Source organism: Tropicimonas isoalkanivorans, assembly GCF_900112335.1.
GTDB classification, from domain to species: Bacteria; Pseudomonadota; Alphaproteobacteria; order Rhodobacterales; family Rhodobacteraceae; genus Tropicimonas; species Tropicimonas isoalkanivorans.
On record NZ_FOLG01000002.1, the window covers coordinates 385611 to 410110 of the forward strand.

The 24500-nt window shown below is 67.5% G+C and carries 20 protein-coding genes; 3 read left to right on the plus strand and 17 right to left on the minus strand.

Annotated features, from left to right (window positions below):
• The first annotated feature begins 88 nt into the window (after positions 1-88).
• Complete coding sequence (locus BM075_RS06095) at positions 89-346, plus strand: BolA family protein (RefSeq protein WP_093359757.1); 258 nt, start codon at positions 89-91, stop codon at positions 344-346.
• A 124-nt stretch (positions 347-470) separates the two neighbouring features.
• Complete coding sequence (locus tag BM075_RS06100; protein ID WP_093359758.1) at positions 471-1841, plus strand: FAD-binding oxidoreductase; 1371 nt, start codon at positions 471-473, stop codon at positions 1839-1841.
• A gap of 110 nt (positions 1842-1951) precedes the next feature.
• Here BM075_RS06100 and recN read toward each other — a convergent pair whose 3' ends face one another.
• The 13 genes from recN to ftsW form a co-directional block, all read right to left on the minus strand.
• Positions 1952-3601, minus strand: a complete 1650-nt coding sequence (recN, locus tag BM075_RS06105) for a DNA repair protein RecN (RefSeq protein ID WP_093359759.1) — start codon at positions 3599-3601, stop codon at positions 1952-1954.
• Positions 3602-3747: 146 nt separating this feature from the next.
• Positions 3748-4599 (minus strand): outer membrane protein assembly factor BamD, encoded by an 852-nt coding sequence (locus BM075_RS06110; RefSeq protein ID WP_093359760.1) that lies wholly within the window; start codon positions 4597-4599, stop codon positions 3748-3750.
• 129 nt (positions 4600-4728) lie between these two features.
• Entirely contained in the window at positions 4729-5649 is a 921-nt protein-coding gene (gene lpxC, locus BM075_RS06115; protein ID WP_093359761.1) for a UDP-3-O-acyl-N-acetylglucosamine deacetylase, read from the minus strand.
• A gap of 249 nt (positions 5650-5898) precedes the next feature.
• Complete coding sequence (gene ftsZ, locus BM075_RS06120; protein ID WP_093359762.1) at positions 5899-7521, minus strand: cell division protein FtsZ; 1623 nt, start codon at positions 7519-7521, stop codon at positions 5899-5901.
• A gap of 448 nt (positions 7522-7969) precedes the next feature.
• A complete protein-coding gene (gene ftsA, locus BM075_RS06125; RefSeq protein WP_093359763.1) occupies positions 7970-9304 on the minus strand; it encodes a cell division protein FtsA in 1335 nt (444 codons plus the stop codon).
• Positions 9301-10122 (minus strand): cell division protein FtsQ/DivIB, encoded by an 822-nt coding sequence (locus BM075_RS06130; protein ID WP_093359764.1) that lies wholly within the window; start codon positions 10120-10122, stop codon positions 9301-9303. The genes ftsA and BM075_RS06130 overlap by 4 nt, the downstream gene beginning before the upstream one ends.
• A 50-nt stretch (positions 10123-10172) precedes the next feature.
• A complete protein-coding gene (locus BM075_RS06135; RefSeq protein ID WP_177208261.1) occupies positions 10173-11087 on the minus strand; it encodes a D-alanine--D-alanine ligase in 915 nt (304 codons plus the stop codon).
• A 94-nt stretch (positions 11088-11181) separates the two neighbouring features.
• Positions 11182-12120: a UDP-N-acetylmuramate dehydrogenase gene (murB, locus tag BM075_RS06140; protein WP_093359766.1), complete on the minus strand. Its 939-nt coding sequence runs from the start codon at positions 12118-12120 to the stop codon at positions 11182-11184.
• A gap of 1512 nt (positions 12121-13632) precedes the next feature.
• The gene (locus tag BM075_RS06145) at positions 13633-13926 is read right to left on the minus strand and encodes a DUF2484 family protein (protein WP_093359767.1); all 294 of its coding nucleotides are present in this window, start codon (positions 13924-13926) and stop codon (positions 13633-13635) included.
• Complete coding sequence (locus tag BM075_RS06150; protein ID WP_093359768.1) at positions 13923-14201, minus strand: DUF2484 family protein; 279 nt, start codon at positions 14199-14201, stop codon at positions 13923-13925. Before BM075_RS06150 ends, BM075_RS06145 begins: the two co-directional genes overlap by 4 nt.
• A 52-nt stretch (positions 14202-14253) precedes the next feature.
• A complete protein-coding gene (gene murC, locus BM075_RS06155; protein ID WP_177208271.1) occupies positions 14254-15651 on the minus strand; it encodes a UDP-N-acetylmuramate--L-alanine ligase in 1398 nt (465 codons plus the stop codon).
• 17 nt (positions 15652-15668) lie between these two features.
• The gene (locus BM075_RS06160; protein WP_093359770.1) at positions 15669-16793 is read right to left on the minus strand and encodes a UDP-N-acetylglucosamine--N-acetylmuramyl-(pentapeptide) pyrophosphoryl-undecaprenol N-acetylglucosamine transferase; all 1125 of its coding nucleotides are present in this window, start codon (positions 16791-16793) and stop codon (positions 15669-15671) included.
• Positions 16793-17959 carry a putative lipid II flippase FtsW gene (ftsW, locus tag BM075_RS06165; protein WP_093359771.1) on the minus strand — a complete coding sequence of 389 codons (1167 nt, stop codon included), beginning with the start codon at positions 17957-17959 and terminating at the stop codon, positions 16793-16795. The genes BM075_RS06160 and ftsW overlap by 1 nt, the downstream gene beginning before the upstream one ends.
• A gap of 258 nt (positions 17960-18217) precedes the next feature.
• Between ftsW and BM075_RS06170 the strand changes: the two genes are divergently transcribed.
• Positions 18218-18904 (plus strand): hypothetical protein, encoded by a 687-nt coding sequence (locus tag BM075_RS06170; RefSeq protein WP_245758754.1) that lies wholly within the window; start codon positions 18218-18220, stop codon positions 18902-18904.
• Between the two features lie 14 nt (positions 18905-18918).
• On the opposite strand, the gene murD is transcribed toward BM075_RS06170, so the two are convergent.
• The 4 genes from murD to BM075_RS06190 all read right to left on the minus strand — a co-directional run bounded on the left by murD (position 18919) and on the right by BM075_RS06190 (position 24434).
• On the minus strand, positions 18919-20325 hold the full coding sequence (gene murD / locus BM075_RS06175) for a UDP-N-acetylmuramoyl-L-alanine--D-glutamate ligase (protein WP_093359772.1): 1407 nt from the start codon (positions 20323-20325) through the stop codon (positions 18919-18921).
• Positions 20326-20405: 80 nt separating this feature from the next.
• A complete protein-coding gene (mraY, locus tag BM075_RS06180; RefSeq protein ID WP_093359773.1) occupies positions 20406-21488 on the minus strand; it encodes a phospho-N-acetylmuramoyl-pentapeptide-transferase in 1083 nt (360 codons plus the stop codon).
• Between the two features lie 13 nt (positions 21489-21501).
• The gene (locus tag BM075_RS06185; protein WP_093359774.1) at positions 21502-22950 is read right to left on the minus strand and encodes a UDP-N-acetylmuramoyl-tripeptide--D-alanyl-D-alanine ligase; all 1449 of its coding nucleotides are present in this window, start codon (positions 22948-22950) and stop codon (positions 21502-21504) included.
• Entirely contained in the window at positions 22947-24434 is a 1488-nt protein-coding gene (locus BM075_RS06190) for a UDP-N-acetylmuramoyl-L-alanyl-D-glutamate--2,6-diaminopimelate ligase (RefSeq protein WP_093359775.1), read from the minus strand. Before BM075_RS06190 ends, BM075_RS06185 begins: the two co-directional genes overlap by 4 nt.
• Positions 24435-24500: the final 66 nt, after the last annotated feature.

Below are 24500 nucleotides of genomic sequence, written 5' to 3' on the forward strand. Positions count from 1 at the left end.
AAATCTGCGCCCCGTCCGGGTTCTTTCCGACTCGGACGCGGTAGTCTAGTCTCCCGAACGGGGCTCTAACAGGGGGTGATCTCAGAAAATGCCGGTCCGCGATGAAATTGCGAAATCCCTCAACGACGCCTTCGCGCCGCGAGAGTTGGAAGTGATCGACGACAGCGAAAAGCACCGCGGCCATGCGGGTTACCGCGAGGGGGGAGAGACCCATTTCCAGGTGCGCATCGCTGCGCCGGTCTTCGCCGACATGACGAGACTGGCGCGGCACAGGGCGGTTCACGATGCCCTCGGTCCGGACCTCATTGGCCGGATTCATGCGTTGGCCCTCGATATCTCGGCCTGACGGCACGGGCGGCCGTTGAAGGCCCGCCCGCCGCACAAGCGAAGCCCGGCGTTCGACCGGTCCCGCTATCCCCGACGGCGGCGCAGCCATACTTTGCCGGACCGTTTTGCGCAAAGGGAGGCAGATGACGATCGCCGCCGCCATTTCCGAGCTTGCCGGTTTCTTGGGAGACCGGTTGAGCCGCGCGGAGCGGGACCTCTTCGGCCATGGCCGCCCCAAAAACCGTGCCCCGTTCCTGCCTCCCGATGCCGTGGCCTACCCGGAGACCACGCGCGAGGTTGCACGGATCGTCACTGCCTGCGCGGCGCAGGGCTGCCCGGTCATTGGCCGGGGCATGGGCACGTCGCCGGAGGGCCATTCCCAAGCCATGCGAGGCGGTGTCTGCGTGGATTTCAGCCGAATGAACCGGATCGTGGAGGTCAATCATGCTGACATGGACGTGGTGGTCCAGCCCGGACTGACGCAGGAGATCCTGAACCGCCACCTGCAAAGCACGGGTCTGTTCTTTCCGGTCGAACCCGGTACCAATGCGTCACTCGGAGGCATGGCGGCAACGCGGGCGGGCGGGATCGCGACGGTGCGATACGGCTCAATGGCAGACAACGTTCTGGCCCTGCAGGCGGTGTTGGCCGACGGGCGCGTAATCCGCACGGGAGCGCGGGCGCGGACGCCAGCCGCCGGCTACGACCTGACGCGTTTGCTCGTCGGCTCCGAAGGAACGCTGGGGCTGATCACGGAACTGACGCTTCGGCTGTGCGGGCAGCCGGAAAAGATCTCCGCGGCGGTCTGTGCCTTTGACAGGATGCGAGACGCCATCGACATGGCCACCGCCGCCATAACCTACTCTATTCCCGTGGCACGGCTTGAGTTGCTCGATTCCGCCACGGTGGCGGCAGTCAACGCCTATGCCGGTCTCTCGTTGGAGCAGAAGCCTCATCTGCTGGTGGAGTTCCATGGCTTCCAGCAATCCGTCGCGGAAGATGCGGCACGGTTCGCCGAACTGGTGGACGACATGGGGGGACGCATCTTTCGGTGGCCTGCCCTCGCCGAGGACCGCGCCGCCCTCTGGGCGATACGTCAGAACGCCTACTACGCGCTTCTCGCGAGCCGTACGGGGACCCGAGCCGTCGCGATAGACCTGAGCGTTCCACTTTCGCGCCTGCGTGACGCCGTTGAGGAAATACGGGCGGAGATCGCTGCGAGTCCGATCCCAGGGCCAATGCTGGGCCACGTGGGCGTCGGCCACGTTCAGGTCCTCCTTTTGGTGCGCGATCAGGTGCCGGGAGAGGTCGAGGCGGCGTCGGTCCTCGCCCGCCACATCGTGGAGCGCGCCTTGCGCCTCGGTGGCACAGTATTGGGAGATCACGGGCTGGACGGCCTCTCGGACATGGCAGCACAACATGGGCCGGGGTGGGATGTGATGGGCGAGATCAAGCGAGCGCTCGATCCTCTGGGGATTCTCAATCCGGGTAAGGTGGTGCCGCTGCCGCATTGAGAAACGGCTCGATGGTTGCGGAGACGGGCGGGGGGCTGTCTGCCCCCCGCGCGCCCCGTACCGGGGCGCCCCCCCGAGGGTATTTGACCAACAAGAAGCCGGACGGTTTTTTACCGATCCAGAAGCGCACGCGCCGCCGCGCGCGCTTCCTCGGTCACGCGGTCGCCAGCCAGCATTCGGGCCAGTTCGTCGACACGTGCGGCTGGGTCCAGCGGTGTGACTGTGGAGAGCGTTGCATCCCCTGCGACACGCTTTTCGACGCGCCAGTGGTGGCCGCCCAGGGCAGCGACCTGTGGAGAATGGGTGACGATGAGGACCTGCGCCCGTTCGGCAAGCGTCGCGAGCCGGCGGCCGACGGCATCGGCCGTCGCCCCACCGACACCGCGGTCGATCTCGTCGAATATCATCGTCATCCCGTGGCTCTCACCCATCAGGCAAACCTTCAACGCGAGTAGGAATCGCGACAGTTCGCCGCCAGAAGCAATGCGGTTCAAGGGGCCGGAAGGGGCACCGGGGTTGGTCGCTACCGTGAACTGTACCGCGTCCTGACCGTCGGGTCCTGGATCGGCTGGCGTGATTTCCGTCGTGAAAACGGCCCGTTCCATCTTGAGCGGTGCAAGCTCGACCGCCATGGCGGCGTCCAGCCGCTTGGCGGCGGTTCGGCGGATCTCGCTCAGGCGATCACAGGCCGCAGCGTGCTCCGCCTCCGCTGCCGTTTTTGCGGCCTTCAGATCTGCAAGATCGCCCGCCCCGGCGTCCAGCGCCGCGAGCTTGCTGCGAAGGACGTCTGTCCTGTCGGCCAGGTCGTCGGGCTGGACCTTGTGTTTGCGGGCCATCTCGCGGATTGCGAACAGACGGTCGGCCACACGGTCCAGTTCCGACGGATCGAAGGCGAGGCTTTCCACACAATCCGCGATGCCTTGCTCCGCCTCCGCCAGGGCTTCCAGCGCCCGTCCGAGAGCAGCGGAAGGCGCATCGAGTCGGCCGTCCACGTGCTCCGCCGCTCCATCGATCCAGCGCAGAGCATCGGAGACCAACCCTTCCGCTCCCTGCCCGGCCACCGCCTCGTGGGCGCGCGCGATGTCCTCACGCACCCGTTCGGCGGCCTGCATCAGACGGCGGCGTGCATCAAGTTCGGCGTCCTCGCCAGGCTCGGGCGCCAGCGCCTCCAGTTCCTTGACCGCATGGCGCAGAAAATCCTCCTCTGCCCGCAGCCCTGCAATCCTTTGCTCGGCGGCGTCCAGGGCCTGAGCCGCGGTGCGCCGCGCAGTCCAGGCCGCGCGCACTGCGTCCAGGGCACCAGCCGCGCCCGCGAATTCATCCAACAACTCGCGATGGCCCCGGGGATTGAGCAAACCGCGGTCGTCGTGCTGACCATGCAACTCCACTAAGGTCGACGAGAGTTGCCGCAACACCTCGCCGGAGGTACGCCGGTCATTGACCCAGGCCGTTTTGCGCCCGTCGGCGGTGTTTACCCGCCGCAGGATCAGTTCGTCGGCCACCGGCAGGCCCGCTTCCCGAAGGACTGCCCGCGCCGGATGCCCGTCCTCAAGGTCGAACCAGGCCGTCACCTCACCCTGAGCCGCGCCAGCCCGGACCAGCTCGGCCCGCCCGCGCCATCCCAGCACGAAGCCGAGCGAATCCAGCAGGATCGACTTGCCCGCGCCCGTTTCACCGGTCAGCACGTTGAGACCCGACTGGAACTCGAGCTCCAGCCGGTCGATGATCAGCATGTCACGGATATCGAGCCCGCGCAGCATCCGCCCACCTCAGTTTCCAGCCCCGGTGACGCTCTTCTACCGCGCCTGCCGGCACGAACGCCAGCCGCAGGCGCACGCCGGCCGCGCGTCTTGTGTCCGAAAATATCCCCGCCGGAGGCACGCGCCTCAAGGCGCGTTTCAACCCCTCAGAGCCACTGCCCGGCGACCATCTGGCGATACACCTGGTTCAGCCAGCTGTCGCCCTTTGCCTGCGCCTGCAGCCCGCGGGCGACAAGCAAGGTGTAGCTGTCCTGGTACCAAGTGGTGGAACGGAAGTTGTAGGCCAGGATCGCGCCCGCCGTCTGTGCCTCGTCCACCAACCCCAGCGAGAGATAGGCCTCCACCAGTCGGTGCAACGCTTCCGCGGTGTGCGTGGTCGTCTGGAAGTCCTCGACCACAACCCGGAATCGATTGATCGCCGCCGAATAATGCTGCCGTTTCAAATAATAACGGCCAATCTCCATCTCCTTGGCCGCCAGGTGGTCGAAGGCCAGATCGAACTTCAGCATCGCGGACCGGGCGTATTCGCTGTCCGGGTAGAGTTCGATCACATCACGGAGGGACTGAAGCGCCTGGAAGGTGAGTCCCTGGTCCCGGCCCACCTCGTCGATCTGGTCATAATAGCTCAGCGCCAGCAGGTACTGGGCATAGGCCGCATCCTCGTCGGCTGGGTAAAAGTCGATGTAACGCTGCGCCGAGCTGCGCGAGTTCTCGTAATCCCGGTCGGTGTGATACGAGTACGCCTGCATGATCAGCGCCCGCTTGGCCCACTCCGAATACGGATAAAGCCGCTCGATCTCGCCGAAAAGCTGGGCGGCGTCGTCGGCATCGCCGTTGTTCAGGTCGTACTCGGCGCGTTTGTAGATTTCTTCGGCGGTGAAGTTCTCCAGCGGCACGCCGCGACTCGCCCCTAAACCGGGCCTGTCTCCGCACGCTGCCAGTGTCGCGACGACCGCCAAGGCCCCCAAAAGCCGGAATGTCATACTACCTGACGCCATGCCTAGAGACCCTTGCGAATTCCCTGCCCCGGCCCCTCTCTGGAGGCTGCCGTGCAACCGTCTAGCACAGAAAAATCCGGTGCAAAACGGGTCTGCACCGGATTTCCGTTCGTAAAGAAACCACTGTGTTCAGGCAACCTCGGCAAGATCGGCGAGACGAACGCCCACCCCAGGAAGGCGGGCCGCCATCCGAGCGTCGCTCACGGTCCATTCCGCCGCTCCCGGTGTCGCCATAAGTTCCCGCACGAGCCGGTTGGTGAGCGTGTGGCCAGCCCGAATCCCGGTATAGCGGCCAAGGATGGGCGCTCCAGCGAGCGAGAGGTCGCCAAGGGCGTCCAGCATCTTGTGGCGCACGGGTTCGTCGGCGTGGCGCAATCCGCCGGGGCTCAGCACCTTTTCGCCCTCGACCACCACCGCGTTGTCCATCGTCCCACCAAGCGCCAACCCGTGGGCGCGCATGTATGCCACATCGGACAACCGGCAGAAGGTGCGGCTGTCGCAAAGCTCGCGCACGAAGGCGCCGTTGGCCATGTTCAGCGAATACCGTTGATGACCGATCGCGGCGTCTTCGAAATCGATCTCGAAGTCCAGGCGCAGTTCCGCGGCCGGCTCAAGGCGTGCCACCGCGTTGCCCTCGCGCACCTCCACGGGCTTGCAGACACGCAAGACCCGAAGCGGCACGTACAGACGCTGGATACCGGCTTTCAGCACCGCCCGAACGAAGGGCGCGGCGCTGCCGTCTAGGATCGGAACCTCGGGGCCGCTGACCTCGATCCGCACGTTGTGCACCCCAAGCCCCGCAAGCGCCGCCATGACATGCTCAACCGTCGAAACGGTGACACCGTCGGCGTTCACGAGCCGCGTGCAAAGCGGCACATGTTCGGTCGCATCCCACCGGGCCGGAACGATCGGGCTTCCGGTGACCGCGTCGGTACGGCGGAAAACGATGCCACTGTCGGCGGGTGCAGGCATGAGCGTGATCCGCGCCGGCCGGCCGGAATGGAGGCCTTCGCCGATCAATGTCACCTTGGTTTTCAGGGTCGTCTGCAACGTCTCGTCTTTCCTCGCACCGGCAGGAGGGGCCGGCTAGCAAGCAAATACGGATGCAAGCGGTTTACCTCAATTCAAACATTGTAACCGTGTGAAACATCCGTCAGCGCGCCGTAGGCAATTCGCCGCCGAAATGCGAATGTCGCGCGGTAACTATCTAAAATTGCAAAAAGAAAGTGGGCCGGACAAGCCGGCCCATAGGAGGTTAACGAGGGATGGTTTTTTATCTGTTTTCCTGCTGGGGCAGGATTAGTTGGCCTGCCTGCGCAGGAAAGCGGGGATCTCGATACGCTCCTGTTCGGGGTCCATATCGGGATCGTCATCGTAAGCCTGGCTCGGCCGTGCGGTCTGCTGGCGCAGTTGCGGCGGCTGTTGGCGGGACGGGTGCGGCGCGGGGCGCTCCGCGGCCGCCTCGGGCTGGCCGGACATGCGATGGATCAGCGTGCCGATGCCAAAGCCGCGCTTCTCGCCTGCGGTCTGCTCCACCGGTTGACGGTGCTGCGCCCCCTCTCCCGCCGGGGCGGACTTGCGCACAGCGGCCTGCAAGCGTTGCAGGGCCTCGGGGCTCGGCGTACCGGGGCGACGGGGTTGCGGGGCCACGTAGTGCTCCGCGGCATCCTCGTCTGCGGCCTCGACCAGCGGGAAGGCGTCCGACGCTGGCGGCTGGTAAGCCGGGGGCGGCAGATCGTCCTCTAGGTCATCGTCATCCGTCGTCGCGGCGAAGAGCGACGGTTCATCCCTGTGGCGCGCGCGCTCGGCAGGGGCAGTCGCACGAGCTGCGACGGGCTCTGCAATCGGATCTGCCTCCGCTCCGGCAGCCGCCGCATGAGACGCCGCTGCGGCGGTCTCCGCCGACACAGGCTCACGCAGCTTGCGCGACGGGCGCGGAATGTCCTGCACTACGTGGGTCGCGTCGATCCCCGTGGCAACGACAGACACCCGCATGCGGCCTTCCATCTCCGTATCCAGCGTGGAGCCGACGATGATGTTGGCATCCGGGTCCACTTCCTCGCGGATGCGGTTGGCGGCCTCGTCGAGTTCGAACAGGGTCAGGTCGTAGCCGCCTGTGATGTTGATCAGCACGCCCTTGGCGCCCTTCAGCGAGATCTCGTCGAGCAGCGGGTTGGCAATCGCGGCCTCGGCGGCCTGGATCGCGCGATCCTCGCCGTCGGCTTCGCCGGTGCCCATCATCGCCTTGCCCATCTCGTCCATCACCGAGCGGACGTCGGCGAAGTCGAGGTTGATAAGGCCCGGGCGCACCATCAGGTCCGTCACACCCTTCACACCCTGATAGAGCACGTCATCGGCCATGGAGAACGCCTCGGTAAAGGTCGTCTTCTCGTTGGCAAGCCGGAACAGGTTCTGGTTGGGAATGATGATGAGGGTATCGACCACCTTTTGAAGGGCATCGACGCCATCTTCCGCCTGGCGCATCCGTTTCGCGCCCTCGAACTGGAAGGGCTTGGTAACGACGCCGACGGTTAGCACGCCAAGCTCACGGGCGGCTTGCGCAATGATCGGGGCGGCGCCAGTGCCCGTACCGCCGCCCATGCCAGCGGTGATGAAGCACATGTGTGCGCCGGCCAGATGATCCACGATCTCCTCGATCGTTTCCTCGGCGGCAGCGGCACCGACGGTGGGGCGCGCGCCAGCGCCGAGACCTTCAGTAACCTTCACACCCATCTGGATGCGGTTCTGGGCGTTGCTCTGCTGGAGCGCCTGAGCATCGGTGTTGGCGGTGACGAACTCCACACCCTCGAGATTCTTCTCGATCATGTTGTTGACCGCGTTGCCACCGGCGCCGCCCACACCGAATACGGTGATACGCGGCTTGAGCTCTTCCTGCTGGGGCATGGTGAGATTCAATGCCATAGTTACTCCGCCTGTTTATGCCGCCCAGTTGCCGGACGGTTGTCTGCCTGTCCTGTCCCGGGCCCCCCCGAGATTCCAAATTCGTTGCGGTGAACATACGCTGCGGCCACCGTCGCGTCACCTAAAAATTGCAAAAATGCCACAAAATATGGAAAAAAAAATCTGTCGCCACGCTGCATCTGCCTGAATTGCCTGCATATAGCGGTTCGGCCGCTCCCAAACACTAAGGGCGCGCTGCCAAACGACCTGCGCGCGGAAGGCACCGACAGGCGGCGCGGAATTTCAATGTCAGGCGGCTGCTCGGCCTGCCTGCCGCCGGTTAGCCGGCGGGCGGTCTTCTTCATTCCAGCCTAGCGGCTTCACATCACAAAATCCAGTGCGAAGCTATACACTTGGCAGGTTCTGGCCGGCGATGCGATCCGGGGTTCCGGAAGCTTTCGTCCAGACGTCACCAGTTGTCCCGGAACCACTTCACTGCCCGTTTCAGCGAGCGCGCGGGATAGCGGTCCGCGGGGATGTCGAAATCCCACCATTCGTCCTGCGGGTGCGTGGCGAACAGGCAGAGCCCGACGGCAGAGGAGAAGGCCGGACCTGTCGCCGCCTGCGGCAGACCTTGAACGCGGAGCGGGCGCCCGAGGCGCACCTGCTGACCGAGGATTTTGCCGGCCAGCATGTCCAGCCCCGGGATCTGGCTGGCTCCGCCGGTAAGCACGATCTGACGCGCTGGCAGATGCTCGAAGCCCGAAGCATCGAGGCGCACGCGCACCTCTTCGAGGATCTCCTCCACCCGGGGCCGCATGATGCCGATCAGTTCCGCGCGGCTGACGGTGCGGCGGTCGTGTTCCCAGTCGCCGGTGTCGCCGCCGATCTCGATCATCTCCCGGTCGTCCATGCCGGTGGCCAGCACGCCGCCGTAGAACGTCTTGATCCGCTCCGCCACGTTCAGCGGCACCTTCAACCCCTTTGAGATGTCTTGGCTGATATGATCGCCGCCGATCCGCACCGTATCGGCATAGATCATGTGTTTCTTGATGAAGATCGACAGACCGGTGGACCCGCCGCCCAGGTCGATACAAGCCGACCCCAGCTCCTGTTCGTCCTCGACCAGCGCGGAAATGCCGGAGACATAGGCGGAGCTGGCCAGCCCGGCGAGTTCGAGGTCACAGCGCTTTATACAGTGCAGAAGGTTCTGCACCGACCGCGTATCGACGGTGAGCAGGTGCATGTCCACGGCCAGCACGTTGCCCATCTGCCCGCGCGGATCGGAGAGGCCAGAGCGGTGGTCGATGGCGAAATTGACCGGCTGCGCGTGCAGCACCTCCCTCTCGGCGCCGAAATCAGGCACGACGCAGGCGGACAGAGCGCGCGCCACATCCTCCTCCGAAACCGTGCTGTCGGCCAGGTCGATGCGGCCGTCCAACCCGTAGCTGCGCGGTCTCGCGCCGCCGAAACACGCGATCACGTGGTCGACACGCACCCCGGCCATCTTCTGCGCCCCCTGAACAGCGGTCCGAATGGCGCGTTCGGTTTCCTGCATCGCGGTGATCTCGCCGAAGGTGACGCCGCGGGAGCGGGTGGTGGCCGCGCCGATCACCCGAAAGCTCGACTGCCCTGCCAACGAGCCCACCCCGTCCGCGCCCCGAAACTTCTCGGAGCCATCGAAGCGCAGCACGAGGCAGGCGATCTTGGAGGACCCAACGTCCAGGATCGCGATCACGCCGCGATCCATCGCCTGCTTGCGCATCCGCCGCATGGCACGTTGGGACTGGTAAAGATCGGTCATGGCAGGGTGTCTCCGGACTCGGGATCTCTTATGTTCCGCAGTTCGATGACCGCGTTTCGGTTCAGCCTGAGGGTGGGCCGGCGGGGACTGCGAAAGTCGATCACCGTGACGTCGCGCTCCAGCATCTGCTGCTGTTCGGCCAAGGCCAGGAGGGCCTCCAGGGTCGAGACGGCGTCCTTTTCCGGCAGCATGATCCGCTGGTTGCGGTCCAGCACGACATCCCAGCGGCGCTCGCCCATGCGCACCAGCCCGCGCAGGCGCTCCTTGATCGGTGCGGCCGTTTCGATAAGGGCAAGGGCCTCGGGAATGACGTCTTCCGCCCCCTTCCCCGCGACCAGCGGCAGGTCGGGCCAATCGCCGCGCCCGGACGTGCCGGCCACCATCTCACCCTCCGCGTCCAGCAGGCTCAGGCCGTGCTGGTGCCGCCAGAGCACCGCCGGCACCCGCTCGGCGATCTCCACCGCCAGCACGCCACCCGGCCGAACCCGCAGGTGCGCATCGGCCACCGCGTTGAAATCCAGGACCTTCTGGCGCATCGCCTCGAGGTCCATATCAAAAGAAGACATCGGGAGACGCAGAGCCAGAACGTCTCGAACGGCGTCGGACAGTTCCGGAGACGCGCCCTGAACAGACATGACGTTGACCATGAATTCGGGGCGCTGCTCGATTGCGCGGCGGGTTTCCTCCACCTTCTCAGATATCTGCGCCAGCCGCTCGGCGTCGCTGACATACCAGGCGATGGATGCAACGACGATCAGCACCGGCAGGCCTAGCCGAAGGACCCGGTGGAAGGCCGGTGTAAGCCAGAGCCGGTTCATTCGGTAGGACAGCCGAGACGGCGCGGGGTCGTGTCGGGCGGGCGATCGGCTCACCGATTGCACGATGCGTCCTCCACGATCCAACGGCAGAATGCGCCGAACGGAATACCGGAGACGGCGGCCTGTTCGGGCGCGAGTGACGTGGGCGTCATGCCCGGCTGCGTGTTGGTCTCCAGCAGGACAAGCCCGTCCAGCCCGCGACCTTCATCCCAACGGAAATCGGTGCGGGAGATCCCGCGACATCCAAGCGCCTGATGAGCCCGCAAAGCGTAGTCCAGACACGAGTCGAAGACATCGGCGGGAATGTTGGCCGGAACCTCGTGACGGGACCCGCCGGGCTTGTACTTTGCATCATAGTCGTACCAGCCGTCGGTCAGAATGTCTGTCACGGTGAGGGGGCGGTCGCCCATGACGGTCGTGGTCAATTCGCGTCCGGGAGCGAAGCGCTCCACCATCACCACCTCGGGCATATCGGCGGCAAGCTGCGGGGGGCCGTTGGCCGCCTCGTGCACCAGATAGACGCCGACAGAGGAGCCCTCGTTGTAGGGCTTCACCACGTAAGGCGGCTCCATCACGTGCCGGGCCCGCACGTCCTCGGCGGGGGCCAGGCGGCTCTCGGCCACCGGCAGGCCGGCGGCGCGATAGGCGGCCTTGGTCCGCTCCTTGTCCATCGCCAGTGCCGAAGCAAGCACGCCCGAGTGCGTGTAGGGGAGGCCCAGCCATTCGAGCAGGCCCTGCACACACCCGTCCTCGCCCCAGCGGCCGTGCAGGCCGTTAAAAACGACATCGGGCGCAACCTCTGCGAGGCGCGCCGGCAGATCCCGCCCGGCGTCGATCTCTACAACTTCGAATCCTTCGCCCCGGAGCGCTGCGGCGCATTCACGCCCGGAAGAGAGCGAAACCTCGCGCTCTGCCGAAGGCCCTCCCAGGAGGACCGCCACTCTCGGGGATGCCCTGCTCGACATGCCCGCCTCGTTCGCTGGGCCTTTGGCCCTTGTTATGATGCGAAATCCGCGCGGCTTGCGCGGCTTCACCGCCTGCACTGATGCCCGTTTCGGGTCAGATTTTTTCGGAGGGCCGATCTCCAACCCTCATGATTTCCCACTCTAGCTGAATTCCGCTTTCCCGGTAAACCTTTTTCCGCACGAGCTCGCCCAGTTCCTCGAGGTCCGCGGCGGTGGCATTCTCGGCGTTTATCAGGAAGTTGGAGTGCTTTTCCGACATCTGTGCGCCGCCAAGCCTCTTGCCGCGCAGGCCGGCGTCGTCGATCAGTTTCCACGCCTTCAGATCGTGGCTGTCGTCGGGCTGGCCGGTGGAGCTGTAGCCGGCCGGATTGCGGAACGTGGAACCGGCGGAGCGGTCCTTTGTCGGCTGGGTCTCGTCGCGGCGGGCGAGTTGGGCCTCCATACGGGCCGCAAGCTCTGCGGGGTCGCCTGGCGCGGCGCGGAATGTGGCGCGGGTGATGAGCCAATCGGGCGGAAGGGCGGTCTGCCGGTAGGCGAAATTGAGGTCGTCCGGGGTCATGGTGACCGGCTGGCCGTCGCGGGTGACGGCCTCGGCCTCGATCAGGTGATCGGCGATGTAGGTCCCGTAGCAGCCCGCGTTCATCCGCACCGCTCCGCCGATGGCGCCGGGGATGGTGCGCAGGAAGGTCAGGTCCAGCCCCGCCTCCGCCGCCTTGCGGGCGACGTGGGCATCGAGGGCGGCGGCCCCGGCGGTGACGGTGTCCGCGCCGGTCTCGATGGAATTGAAGCCGCGGCCGAGCCGGATCACCACGCCGCGGATGCCGCCGTCCCGGACGATCAGGTTGGAGCCGACCCCGATGGGAAAGACGGGGATGGAGGGATCGAGCTGGGAGAGAAACCGGCAGAGGTCCTCCCGGTCGGCGGGCTGGAAGAGCCAGTCCGCCGGGCCGCCGACACGGAGCCAGGTGAGGCCGGACAGCGGCCGGTCGGGGGTCAGGGCCCCGCGGGTCTCGATCTGGTCGGGCGTCGCCATGGGCGCTCCTCTTGGGGGGTGTTGGGCCGGCAAATAGCGGCGGGGTGGACGGGTGTCGAGAGGGGTCGGGGTGGTCGAGGCTGGCAGAAAGGGAATGTACCACGGGTGGGGCGAGGCGATGTTAGAATGATTTCAATGCGTTGCGGAGACGGATTCAGGATTTGTTAAGGCTGGTGTCCGCCGACGTTGCCTAGCGGCGCGGCGACTGGAGAGCCACGCTCGACGCTGCATGGGCGCGCCACACCGCCTGTGGTCGACGATGTATCCCGAAGCCACGGGCTCTGTTCCCGCCGTATTCGTAAAGCCCATGCGGCCTCCCAACCGGGATTTCGGAGGGGCACGGAGTCAGGGATCGTTGAGAATGACGCCTGATGCGGCCAACTGAGCAGACGGCAGGGCCGCCACCGACTTTGGGAGAGCGCGACGCGGCGCCTGTGGTCCGCGCTTAATCCAGACCCCCGGCCTCGGTTCGTGCGGCGGGCGACATCGCCATGCACCCCTCACGGGCGTTGACCGGGCGGAGCCCGAATGGCAGGTGACGCGCACAACGGTAGCATCTCGATGGGGCGGCTGCAGTTCCCGCCCTCCACGGCCCTTGCGCCCTTCCGCCCAAATTGCAGGAGACCACAGATCCAACGGTCAATGAAAACGGGCCCCTGACGCGACCAACAAAGTGGAGATGTGCGGAGGTAGGAGGGCAGTGGCCGACCCTGGGACGACGCCATGCTTCGCCGGTGGTCAGCAATTTATCCCAAAGCCCCGGACGCATTCATGCGACGGGCGACATCGCCATGTGCCCTCCCGCTCGGGGGGGCGGGCGCGGCACGGGCTGGACGCCCGGGCCAAGGGAGATCGGAGGGGACGCGCCCGGCAAAGCGGAGACGGTTCTTAATCGGTGGGCCGTGCTCGAGTCTGGGAGGGCGCCATGCTGCGACGGTGGTCAGCGATTTATCCCAAAGCCCCGGACGCATTCATGCGACGTGCGACATCGACATGCACCCTCCCGCCCGGAGGGTCGGGCGCGGCCCGGGCTGGACGCCCGGGCCAAGGAAGATCGGAGGGGACGCGCCCGGCAAAGCGGGGACAGTTCTTGATTGTAGGGCCGTGCTCGAGACTGGGCGGGTGCCATGCCCTGGTGGTGGTCAGCGTTTCATCGCGAAGCCCCGGACGTGTTCATGCGACGGGTGGCAGCGCAATGTGCCGTCCCGCCCGGAGGGTCGGGCGCGACCGGGCTGGTGGCCCGGACCACGGAAGGTTTGCAAGTGGAGCCAGTTTTTCGGCGGCATCCAGCATCTTCGAGGGACGCCCGTGCGGCGTGTGCTACAGCGCTTCGCCCCCTCCCCCGGGAGGGCGCATTGCGGCCTCTCCAGCGGCACATCAGTTCCAGGTAAAGGCACCATACATCGCGCGGGTCGGCTGGGGCTCCACGCCCTCCCGGAAGAGGGCGCGGCCATTTGGTTTTCGGTCAGACGTACCGGTGTGCGGGGGTCGGCAGCGGGGCGCGCGAGAGGGTCACGCGTCCGGCCGGCGGTCCGCCATTTCGACGGGCGGGGATCGGTCGCCGCCGGTTTGACGCCGCGACCAGCGCCAGAGATAAAAAAGCGGCCAGCGCAGGATGGAGGCGCCGGCGACGAAGACGACGAGGCCGGCCAGCGGGCCGTTTTCGTAGGTGACGTATCCCAGCAGCGGGATGCCCACGGCAATCAGCACGGCCGCCTGAGGCCAGTGGTTGTGGCGCGAGGGGATCATCGCGATCAGTGTGGCGACGACGGCCCAGAGGCAGGCGAGGGTGAGGGACGTGCTCATCGCGTGACCTCCCCGGTGACCTGGCTCCGGGCGTCCTCGCGACTGCGGCCGACCGCCCGCAGCGCAAAGTAACGCAGCGGTTTGCGGAACATCGAGGCGAAGGCGAAGGCAGCCACGAGCAGCGCCGGCCAGCCGTAGGCCGCCCCAATCTGCCAGATCAGGATCGGCGCCGCCAGCAGCAGCCCGACCCCCGGCACGTACTGGTACCGCATGGGCAGGACCGCCACGACCGTTGCCGCAACGACCCAGATGCATCCCCAAAACAGCGCGTTCATCGCGCATCTCCCCTTACGGGCCCCGGGCGCTCCCCACCCGGGGCATCCTTGGTTACTTGGCCAACCGCTCTGGCAGGTTGTTGGCCCAGGCCGAGATCGTGCCGGCGCCGAGGCAGACGACCATGTCGCCGGGCTGGGTCTGTTCGCGGACCAGACGCTCCAGGTCGTCCTCGCTGAGCAGTGCCCGGGCGTGGCGGTGGCCGTGACGGATCAGGCCCGCGACCAGCGCGTCCCGGTCGGCGCCCTCGATGGGCGCCTCGCCCGCGGCGTAGACCTCGGCGATGGCCACCACGTCGGCCTCGTTGAAACAGGCGCAGAAGTCGTCGAAGAGGCTCGACAGGCGCGAATAGCGGTGCGGCTGGTGCACGGCGATCACCCGGCCCTCGGTCGCCTGACGCGCGGCCTTCAGCACGGCGGCGATTTCCACCGGGTGGTGGCCGTAGTCGTCGATGATCGTCACGCCGTTCACTTCGCCGACGCGGGTGAAGCGGCGGTTGACCCCGCCGAAGTTGGCGAGCGCCTCGCGGATTTCGTCGCGCTTCATCCCGAGGTGGCGGGCGACCGCGACGGCGGCGAGCGCGTTGGAGACGTTATGGTCCCCCGGCATGGGCAGGGTGCAACCCTCGATCATCGTGCCGTCGGCGCGGAGCTGGATGTCGAAGTGCGCGACGCCGGCCTTGTAGGTGAGGTTCACGGCGCGCACGTCGGCCTGGGCGTTGAAGCCGAAGGTGGTGACCTTGCGGTCGGTGATCCGGCCGACGAGGGCCTGGACCTCCGGATGGTCCGTGCAGCAGACGGCGAGGCCGTAGAACGGGATGTTGGAGACGAAGTCGTAGAACCCCTGGCGGAGGTTCTCGATGGAGCCCCAGTGCTCCATGTGCTCGGGGTCGATGTTGGTGATGATCGCGATGGTGGCGGGCAGGCGATTGAAGGTGCCGTCGCTCTCGTCGGCCTCCACCACCATCCACTCGCCCTGCCCCGCGCGTGCGTTCGAGCCGTAGGCGTGGATGATGCCGCCGTTGATGACGGTGGGGTCGATGCCGCCGGCATCCAGCAGCGTGGCGACCATGGTCGTCGTGGTCGTCTTGCCGTGCGTTCCGGCGACTGCCACATTGGACTTGAGCCGCATGAGTTCGGCCAGCATCTCGGCCCGGCGCACCACCGGCAGGCCACGGGCGCGGGCGCCGTCGAGCTCGGGGTTCCCCGGCTTGATGGCGGAGGAGATGACGACGACGGCGGCGTCGGCGAGGTTTTCCTCCTTCTGGCCGATGCAGATCCGGGCGCCGAGGGTTTGCAGGCGGTCGGTGATCTTGCTTGCCTTTAGGTCGGAGCCCTGGACGGTGTAGCCGTGGGTCAGCAGAACCTCCGCGATGCCAGACATGCCGATGCCGCCGATCCCGACGAAGTGGATGGGGCCCACGTCGGTGGGCAGTTTGGTGACTGCGTTCATCAGCGTACTTCCGTCCATCATGTCTGCTCCTGCCCCTGGGGTGCCGTTGTGGTGCCGGACAGTTCTTCGACCATCGCGACGAGTGTATCCGTCGCGTCCGGGCGCCCCTGGCCAAGCGCGTTATGCGCCATTTTTATCGCGGCCGAGGGGTGCGCCAGGATCGCGGCTATGTGCTCGGAAAGCGTTTCGACCGCAAGCCGGGATTCCGGGATCACGATGGCGGCTTCGGCCTCCGCGAGGCCGCGGGCGTTGGCGGCCTGGTGGTCCCCCGCCGCGGCGGCGTAGGGCACGAGGATCGAGGGGCGGCCGATGACCGAGATGTCAGCCACGGAGGAGGCGCCGGAGCGGGAAATCACGAGCTGCGCCTCGCTGAGGCGGCGGGGGACGTCGTCGAAGAAGGGTTCCACCTCGGCGTCGATGGCGTGCTCGGCGTAGAAGGCGGTGACACGGTCGTGATCCTCCCCGCGCGCCTGATGGGCAACGCGGACGTGCCGCAACAGGTCCGGCGGGAGAGCGGCGATGGCGGCGGGCACCATGTCCGACAGGATGCGCGCGCCCTGGCTGCCGCCGATTACGAGAATCGACATGGGGTAGTCCCCCGGCGGGATGTAGGGCGCGCCCGCCCGTTCCATGACCGCCGCCCGCACGGGATTGCCGGTGTGGTAGCCCTCCACGCCCTCGGGGAGCGTCGTTGGCCACGTGCCGCAGGCCACCGCGTTGACGCGCGGGGCGAAGATCTCGTTGACGCGTCCCAGCACGCCGTTCTGTTCGTGGATCATCCGGGGCAGCCGCAGCGCCCAGGCGGCGGCCATGGCGGGAATTGCCGGGTAGCCGCCGAAGCCCACGACCACGGCGGGGCGGTCCCACAGCATCCGGGCCGTGGCCCCCACGGCGCCGGCGGCGATGCGCACCGGCACGACGGCCTTGGCCAGCGCGCCGCCACGGGCAAAGGTGGCCGAGGCGACCTCGACGATCTGAACCGCGTCGGGGAAGCCGCCGGCGTAGCGCGCGCCGCGCGCGTCGGTGGAGAGCCGCACGCGCCAGCCGCGCGCCAGCAGCGCCTCCGCCAACGCTTGTGCCGGGAACATGTGCCCGCCCGTGCCGCCCGCGGCGATGATTGCGAGGGGCTGGCGGGCGGCCATCACCGCCCCCGCCGCTGGAAGATGTCGGCGATTTCGCCTTGCGGCCGCTGCCGGGTGAAGGCGAGCAGCATCCCGACCGCGATCCCGCCCGCGATGAGCGACGAGCCACCGTAGGAGACGAAGGGGAGCGTCATGCCCTTGGCGGGCAGGAGCCGCACCGCGACGCCCATGTTGATCATCGCCTGAACGCCGAACATGCAGGCAAGCCCGGTGCCCGCGAGCCGGATGAAGGGGTCCCGCTCCCGCATCAGACGGAAGAGCGAGCGGACGACGACGGTCGTGTAGAGCGCGATGATGAACAGCACGAGGATGAGGCCGTATTCCTCCGCCGCGACGGCGATGATGAAATCGGTGTGGGCATCGGGAAGCGACCACTTCACCTGCCCCTCGCCCACGCCGACGCCGAAGAAGCCGCCTTCCTGAATGGCGTTGGTCGCGTAGCCGAGCTGCGTGCGCGGGTCGACCTCCGGTGAGAGGAAGCCGTCGATCCGGCGGGCGAAGTGTTCGGAAGCGCTGTAGGCGAACATGCCGAAGGCGACGACGCCGCCAGCGATGCTGACCATCAGGAACATCGGCGCACCGGCAACGAAGTACATCACGCCCCAGGCGAAGAGGATCAGCGCCGCCTGCCCGAAATCGGGCTGGAGCGCCAGAAGGCCCACGATCACGGCGACGATGGCGAAGGAGATCGACTTGCCCGGCGGGCCGGCGACCTCCTGACTGGCGGCCATGAGCCAGCCGGCCAGGACCACGAACGCGGGTTTCAGGAATTCGGACGGCTGGAACGAGGTGAACCCCAACGAGTACCAGCGCACCGCGCCCTTGCCGAAATCCGTCCCGAGGAAGGGCAGCAGGAGCAGCGAGACGAAGGCGGCGAGAAAGCCCAGAACCGCCAGCCGGCGGACGACCGACGGCGACATCATGGAGACGATCAGCATGGTGACGAGCGCCACGCCGCCGAAAAAGACCTGCCGCTCCACATAGTGGAAGGAGGCCAGCCCGTTGCGTGCGGCCAGCGGCGGCGAGGCTGCAAGCCCCAGAAGCAGCCCCGTGCCGAAAAGCATGAGGATCGCCGAAATCGACCATTTGTCGACCGTGCGCCACCACCGGGGAAGAACCGGATCACCCCCGCGTACGGGCACGCTCCCGTAAACCATTTCCGTCATGGAAGTACCGCTACACTGCCTCTGCCGCCCGATTTGTCGGGTCTGCTCACAGGAACCATAGCGGGAATCCGCTGATACTGCCAGAAAAAAAGGGGCTTACGTCCAGGACGGACCTGCCGCCCGGGAGGCGGACGCGTGGTGGGAGACGCAGGGTGCCGTTGCGTCCGGCGTATCGGGATCGGGCGGTGCGCCTCCCAATGGCTTGACCGGCGGGTCCGAATGTGAACCTTCTGTGACACCCTTCAGGCCAGTCCGGACATGCTGCGACAGCTCCCCCCAACCGTATCTCTCGCCAACCTGCCGCGAACCATCGAAGCCAAGGTGCCGTTGAAGGTCGTCCGGGACCTGAAGAACCGCGCCATGTATGGCCGCGATGCGCCGCAGTCGGACGAGTGCGTCTTTGTCGATCCCGATGCGGTGCGGTTTGCCTATAGCAGCCGGCGGAACGCGGAGGCCCCGGTTTTCCGGCGGTCGCACTCCGGGCTCGTCAAGGGCGGCGACTGGGACCTGTCGGTGACGCCGCTGAAGAACGGCACGAAGGAGATCGCCTGTATCGCGCATTTCCGGGACGGCGTGCCGTGGGAAGAGACGGGCATCTACGATTACCTGATGGCGGACATCCACCGCAAAGGCACGGCCGACGGGATGCGCAGCCTCGCCGAGTTGGAGGAGCGCTATGCGGACCTCGACCAGCTATACGCAGAAACGAGGGAACTGGGGCGGTTTCGGCGCCGGCATGAACTCGACAGTTATTTCAGGCGCGAACACGGGGCGATCTACATTCATATCGCGCGGGACGGCACGCCGCTGAAGGCCGGCGGCGGGGTTCACCGGCTAATCATCGCGCGGATCCTCGGGCTGAGGCGGGTGCCGGCGCAGCTCGGGGTGATCCATGCCGAGGCGGTCAAGGCGGGGCTGATGGACAGGCTGCGGCACCCGGATTGATCCCGGGGCCGTGGCTACGTGTTAAGTGCGGCCCGCACCCGCGCGGTGAAATCCTCGCCACGCTGCTCGAAGTTGTCGTACTGGTCGAAGCTCGCGGCGGCGGGGGCGAGCAGCACGGTATCGCCCGACGTCGCCTCCGCCGTGGCCCGCGCCACGGCGACCTCCATGGAGCCGCAGATCTCGCTTTCCACCCCGTCGCCCAGTTCGAGGGCGAAATGCTCCGCCTCGCGGCCGATGACGTAGGCCTTGAGAACGCTGCCGAAATGGGGGTGCAGGGCCGAGAGCCCGCCTTCCTTTTCCAGCCCGCCGCAGATCCAGCGGATGCGTTGGAAGGCCTGGAGGGCCTTTGCCGCGCTGTCGACGTTGGTGGCCTTGGAGTCGTTGACGAAGGTCACCCCGGCGGCCTCGGCGATGAGCTGGCTGCGGTGCGGCAGGCCGGAGAAGCTGTGCAGGCCGGCTTCGATCGTGCGGGGCGCGAGGCCGAGGGCGCGGACGGCGGCGTAGGCGGCGCAGGCGTTCTGGTGGTTGTGGGCCCCGGGTAGGCCGCGCACCCCGCGCAGGTCGATGGAGGCGGTCTGCCGGCCCTTGCGCATCTCGGACAGGAAGCCCTTGCGGGCGCTGACGGACCAGCCGGGCCCGCCGAGTTTCTGGCCGGAGGAGACCCGGATCACCCGGTCGTCCGCCGGGCCGACGGAGAGCTGGCCGGCCAGGAACAGCCCTTCGTCCTCGTCCACACCGATCACCGCGCGATCCGGTCCGCCCTCGGCAAAGAGGCGGCGCTTGGCGGCGAAATAGCCGCCCAGGCCGGCGTGGCGGTCCAGATGGTCCGGGGAGAGGTTGGTGAAAACGGCGATGTCGGGGGTGAGCGCCCGGGCGAGGTCCGTCTGGTAGGAGCTGAGTTCGAGCACGACGACGCCCCCGTCGCCGGGCGGGTCGATGTCCAGCACGCCGCGGCCGATGTTGCCCGCGAGCTGAACCTCGCGGCCCGCGCTCGCCAGCAGGTGCGCGATCAGGGCGGAGGTTGTGGACTTGCCGTTGGAGCCGGTGACGGCCACGACCTTGGGGGCCACGTCGAACCTGTCCCAGTCGCCTGTGGCGAGGGAGCGGAAGAAGAGGCCGATGTCATTGTCCACCGGAACCCCGGCGCGCAGGGCGGCGGCGATTGCCTTGTGCGGCGCGGGGTAGAGGTGCGGGATGCCGGGCGAGGTGACGAGCAGGGAGACGGCGTCGAGCGCTCCGGGGCGGGTGGGATCGTGCAGGGTGAACCCCTCCTCCTCCGCCCGTTGGCGCCCCGCTGCGCCGTCGTCCCAACAGAGCGGCGTGCCGCCACCCGCGGCGACCGCGCGTGCCGCCGTTAGGCCGGATCGGCCGAGACCGAGGATGAGGACGGTCTGGCCCTCGACACCGCGCACCGGAATCATTGGCGTGCTCCTAACAGATTACCCGACGCCGAATTTTCGGCCGAAAGATCGCGGCTGCCGATCCGGTCCGCCCCATGGGACTAGCGGATCTTAAGCGTGGCCAGGCCGATCAGCGCAAGGATCAGCGAGATGATCCAGAAGCGGATCACGATCTGAGGCTCCGCCCAGCCGCGTTTCTCGAAGTGGTGGTGGATCGGCGCCATCAGGAAGACCCGCTTCCCGGTGCGCTTGAAATAGAAGACCTGGATGATGACGGACAGGGCTTCGACCACAAAGAGCCCGCCGACGATGGCCAGCACGATCTCGTGCTTGGTCGCCACCGCGATCGCCCCGAGCGCCCCGCCGAGCGCGAGGCTGCCCGTGTCGCCCATGAAGACGGCTGCGGGAGGCGCGTTGTACCACAGGAAGCCCAGCCCGCCGCCGATCAGGCCGGCGGTGAAGACCAGAAGCTCGCCGGTGCCAGGCACGTAATGCACGTCGAGGTAAGTGGCGAAGTCCACCCGTCCGACCGCGTAGGAGATGACGCCGAGCGTCCCGGCCGCGATCATCACCGGCATGATTGCCAGCCCGTCGAGGCCGTCCGTGAGGTTCACCGCGTTGGCCGCGCCGACGATCACGAGCATCGCGAAGGGAAAGAAGAGGATGCCGAGGTTGAGCAGCGTGTCCTTCAGGAAGGGGAGCGCGAGGGTGTTGGTCAACTCCGGCGGATGCGCGAAGGCCGCCAGTCCGGCGGCGACGGCGGCGATAAAGAAGCCGAGTGCGAGGCGCACCTTGCCCGGAACGCCGTTGGTCGTGTGCTTGGAGACCTTTGCGTAGTCGTCGGCGAACCCGATGGCGCCGAATCCCATGGTCACCGCCAGGACGATCCAGACATAGGGGTTGTCGAGACGGGCCCAGAGAAAGGTGGAGACGACCAGCCCGCCCAGAATCAGCACCCCGCCCATGGTGGGCGTGCCGACCTTGGAGAGGTGGCTTTCGGGGCCGTCGCCACGGATCGGCTGGCCCTTGCCCTGTTTGCGGCGGAGCAGGTTGATCAGCGGCCGGCCGAAGATGAACCCAAACACAAGCGCGGTAAAGAACGCCCCGCCGGTGCGAAAGGTGATGTAGCGGAACAGGTTGTAGAACCCGCCGTCGTCGGAAAAGGTCGTCAGCCAGTAGAGCATGTGTCGCGGGCCCTCACGTCTCCTGCGGGCGGACTTGGCCCAGTTTTCGGATCGCGTCAACGACCCGCGAGAGCCGGATGCCAAGCGATCCCTTCACGAGCACGATGTCGCCCGCGTCGAGCAGGTGGCGCATTTCAGCCGCCATCTCGGCGCTGTCCTGGCACCATTGGCCACGGCGCTCCGCCGGTAACGCCTCCCACAGGGCGTGGGACCGCGCGCCGACGCAGTGGATCACGTCGACCGACGCCATCGCGGGATGCTCCGCCAGTGCGGCATGGAGCGTCATCTCGTCCGCGCCGAGTTCGAGCATGTCGCCCAGAATGGCAATGCGGCGCCCGCGCGAGACGCGGCCGATTCCGTCCACCGGGGCAATGGCGGCGAGCATGTCGAGCGCGGCGCCGACCGAGGCGGGGTTGGCGTTGTAGGAATCGTCGATCAGCTCCAGCGTCATCCCATCGTGCACGATGTCGAGCAGGATCGTCTCACGCGCCCCCCTGCCCTCGTAGGGCGCCCAGCGTCCCAAGTCGCCGGCGGCGAGCGCCAGGTCAACCCCGAGCGCGGCAGCCACCGCCAGCGCGGCCAGCCCGTTCATTGCGAAGTGCTTGCCGGGCGACTGGAGCTTGAAGAGCAGTGGATGCACCGCGCCGTCGGGGCCGGTCATGCGCGCCTGCGCAACGGTCTGGCCGTTTTGTGGCGTGCTGACAAGCAACGTCGCCTCCGACCCCTTTTCGCCGAAGCCGACGATCCGTGCGCCGCGGGTGCGGGCCGCGTCGAACAGGGTTTCGGATGTTGGAATGTCGGCGTTCAGGACCGCGACGCCGCCGGGGCGCAGGCCCTGCATGATCGACGCCTTCTCGCGGGCGATGTTCTCCACCCGGCCGAAGGCGGCCAGGTGAGCCGGGGCGACCGTGGTGACCAGGGCTGCGTCCAGATCCGCCAACCGCGCCAGCGGGGCGATCTCGCCGGGATGGTTCATGCCGATCTCGATCACCGCGAAATCGGCATCCGCCGGCATCCGGGCCAGCGTGAGGGGGACGCCCCAGTGGTTGTTGTAGCTCTTCTCGGCGGCGTGCACCTTGCCCTGCCCCGCGAGGATCGCGCGCAGCATCTCCTTGGTGGAGGTCTTGCCGACCGAGCCGGTGATGCCGATCACCTTGGCGGTGGTGCGCGCGCGGGCGGCGGAGGCCAGCGCCTCCAGCCCGCGCAGGACGTCGTCGACGATCAGCAGGGGGGCATCTTCGGCCAAGCCCTCGGGCACGCGGCTGACCATCGCTGCCGCTGCGCCGCGTTTCAGGGCGTCGGCCACGAACTCGTGGCCATCGCGGACGTCCTTCAGCGCCACGAAGAGGGCTCCGGGCTCGAGCGTGCGGCTGTCGATGGAGACGGAATGCGCCTGCCACGGGCGCGTGGCGCACCCCCCGGTTGCGGCGGCGGCGTAGTCGGAAGTCCAGAGTGCTGTCATGTGAGATGTCCGTCCAGTGCGGCCACCGCAACGCTGGCCTGCTCCACGTCGTCGAAGGGATAGACGGTGTCGCCCACCGTCTGCCCCTGTTCGTGGCCCTTGCCGGCCACCAGCAGCGCGTCGCCCGGTTGCAGCGCGTCGACGCCGCGCAGGATCGCCTCCGCCCGGTCGCCCACTTCCGTCGCGCCGGGGCAGCCCTCCAGCACGGCGGCACGGATCGCGGCCGGGTCCTCCGTGCGGGGGTTGTCGTCGGTGACGAAGGCGACGTCGGCATTCTCGGCGACCGCCGCGCCCATCAGGGGCCGTTTGCCACGGTCCCGGTCGCCGCCGGCGCCGAAGACGCAGATGAGCCGGCCCATGACGTGCGGGCGCAGGGCCTTGAGGGCCGTGGCCAGCGCATCGGGGGTATGAGCATAGTCCACGTAGACCGCCGCTCCGTTGGTGCGGGTCGCGGCGAGCTGCATCCGGCCGCGCACGCCACGGAGTTGCGGCAGGGTCTTGAAGACCTCGGTGGGATCGCTGCCGGAGGCGATGGCAAGGCCGGCGGCGATCATGACGTTTTCGGACTGGAAGCCGCCGATCAGCTCCAGCCGGGTCTGGTGGATGGTGCCGTTCCAGGAGAAGCGCACGTCCTGCCCGGTGGCGTCGAAGCGCAGCCCGAGGATGCGCAGATGGCAGGTCTCACCCCGGCCGACGCGGATCACTTCAAGGCCCGCGCGGTCGGCGACCTCGGCCATTTCGGTGCCGCGCAGGCTGTCCATCTGGATAACGGCGACGCCGTCGTCCGACAGGATCCGGCTGAAGAGCCCGGCCTTGGCGGCGAAATAGTCCTCGAAGTCGGCGTGGTAGTCGAGGTGATCCTGGGTGAGATTGGTGAAGCCGCCGGCGGCGAGGTGCACGGCATCCAGCCGCCGCTGCGCCAGCCCGTGGGAGCTTGCCTCCATCGCGGCATGGGTCACGCCGGCGGCAGCGGCCTCCGCCAGCACGCGGTGCAGGGTGATCGGTTCCGGCGTGGTGTGGGCGAGCGGGGCCTCCCAGTCGCCTTCGACGCCGGTGGTGCCGACGTTGACCGCGGAAAGGCCGAGCGCCTGCCAGATCTGCCGGGTGAAGCTGGCGACGGAGGTCTTGCCGTTGGTGCCGGTGACGGCGACCACGACGTCCGGCTGCGCCTCGAACCAGAGCGCGGCGGCATAGGCGAGTGCGGCGCGGGGCTCCTCCACGACGATCAGCGCGGCGGGGTTGCCGGCCAGTTCCTCGGCGGCGATGCGGGCGCCCTCGGCATCGGTCAGGATGGCGCCGGCCCCCATGCGCAGGGCGTACTGGATGAACTCCCCGCCGTGAACGCGCGTGCCCGGCAGGCCGGCGAACAGGTGGCCGGGCTTGACCGTGCGGCTGTCGACCGAGAGGCCGGTGACACGGGCCTCGGCCCCGCCCTGGGCCGTCAGCCCGAGCCCGGCAAGGGATTTCGTCTTGATCTCAGTCATGCCTGCGCACCCTTCCGCCGGCGCCCCGGGGGGCATCGGCCATTCTCACAGAAGCGTTGAAGCCTC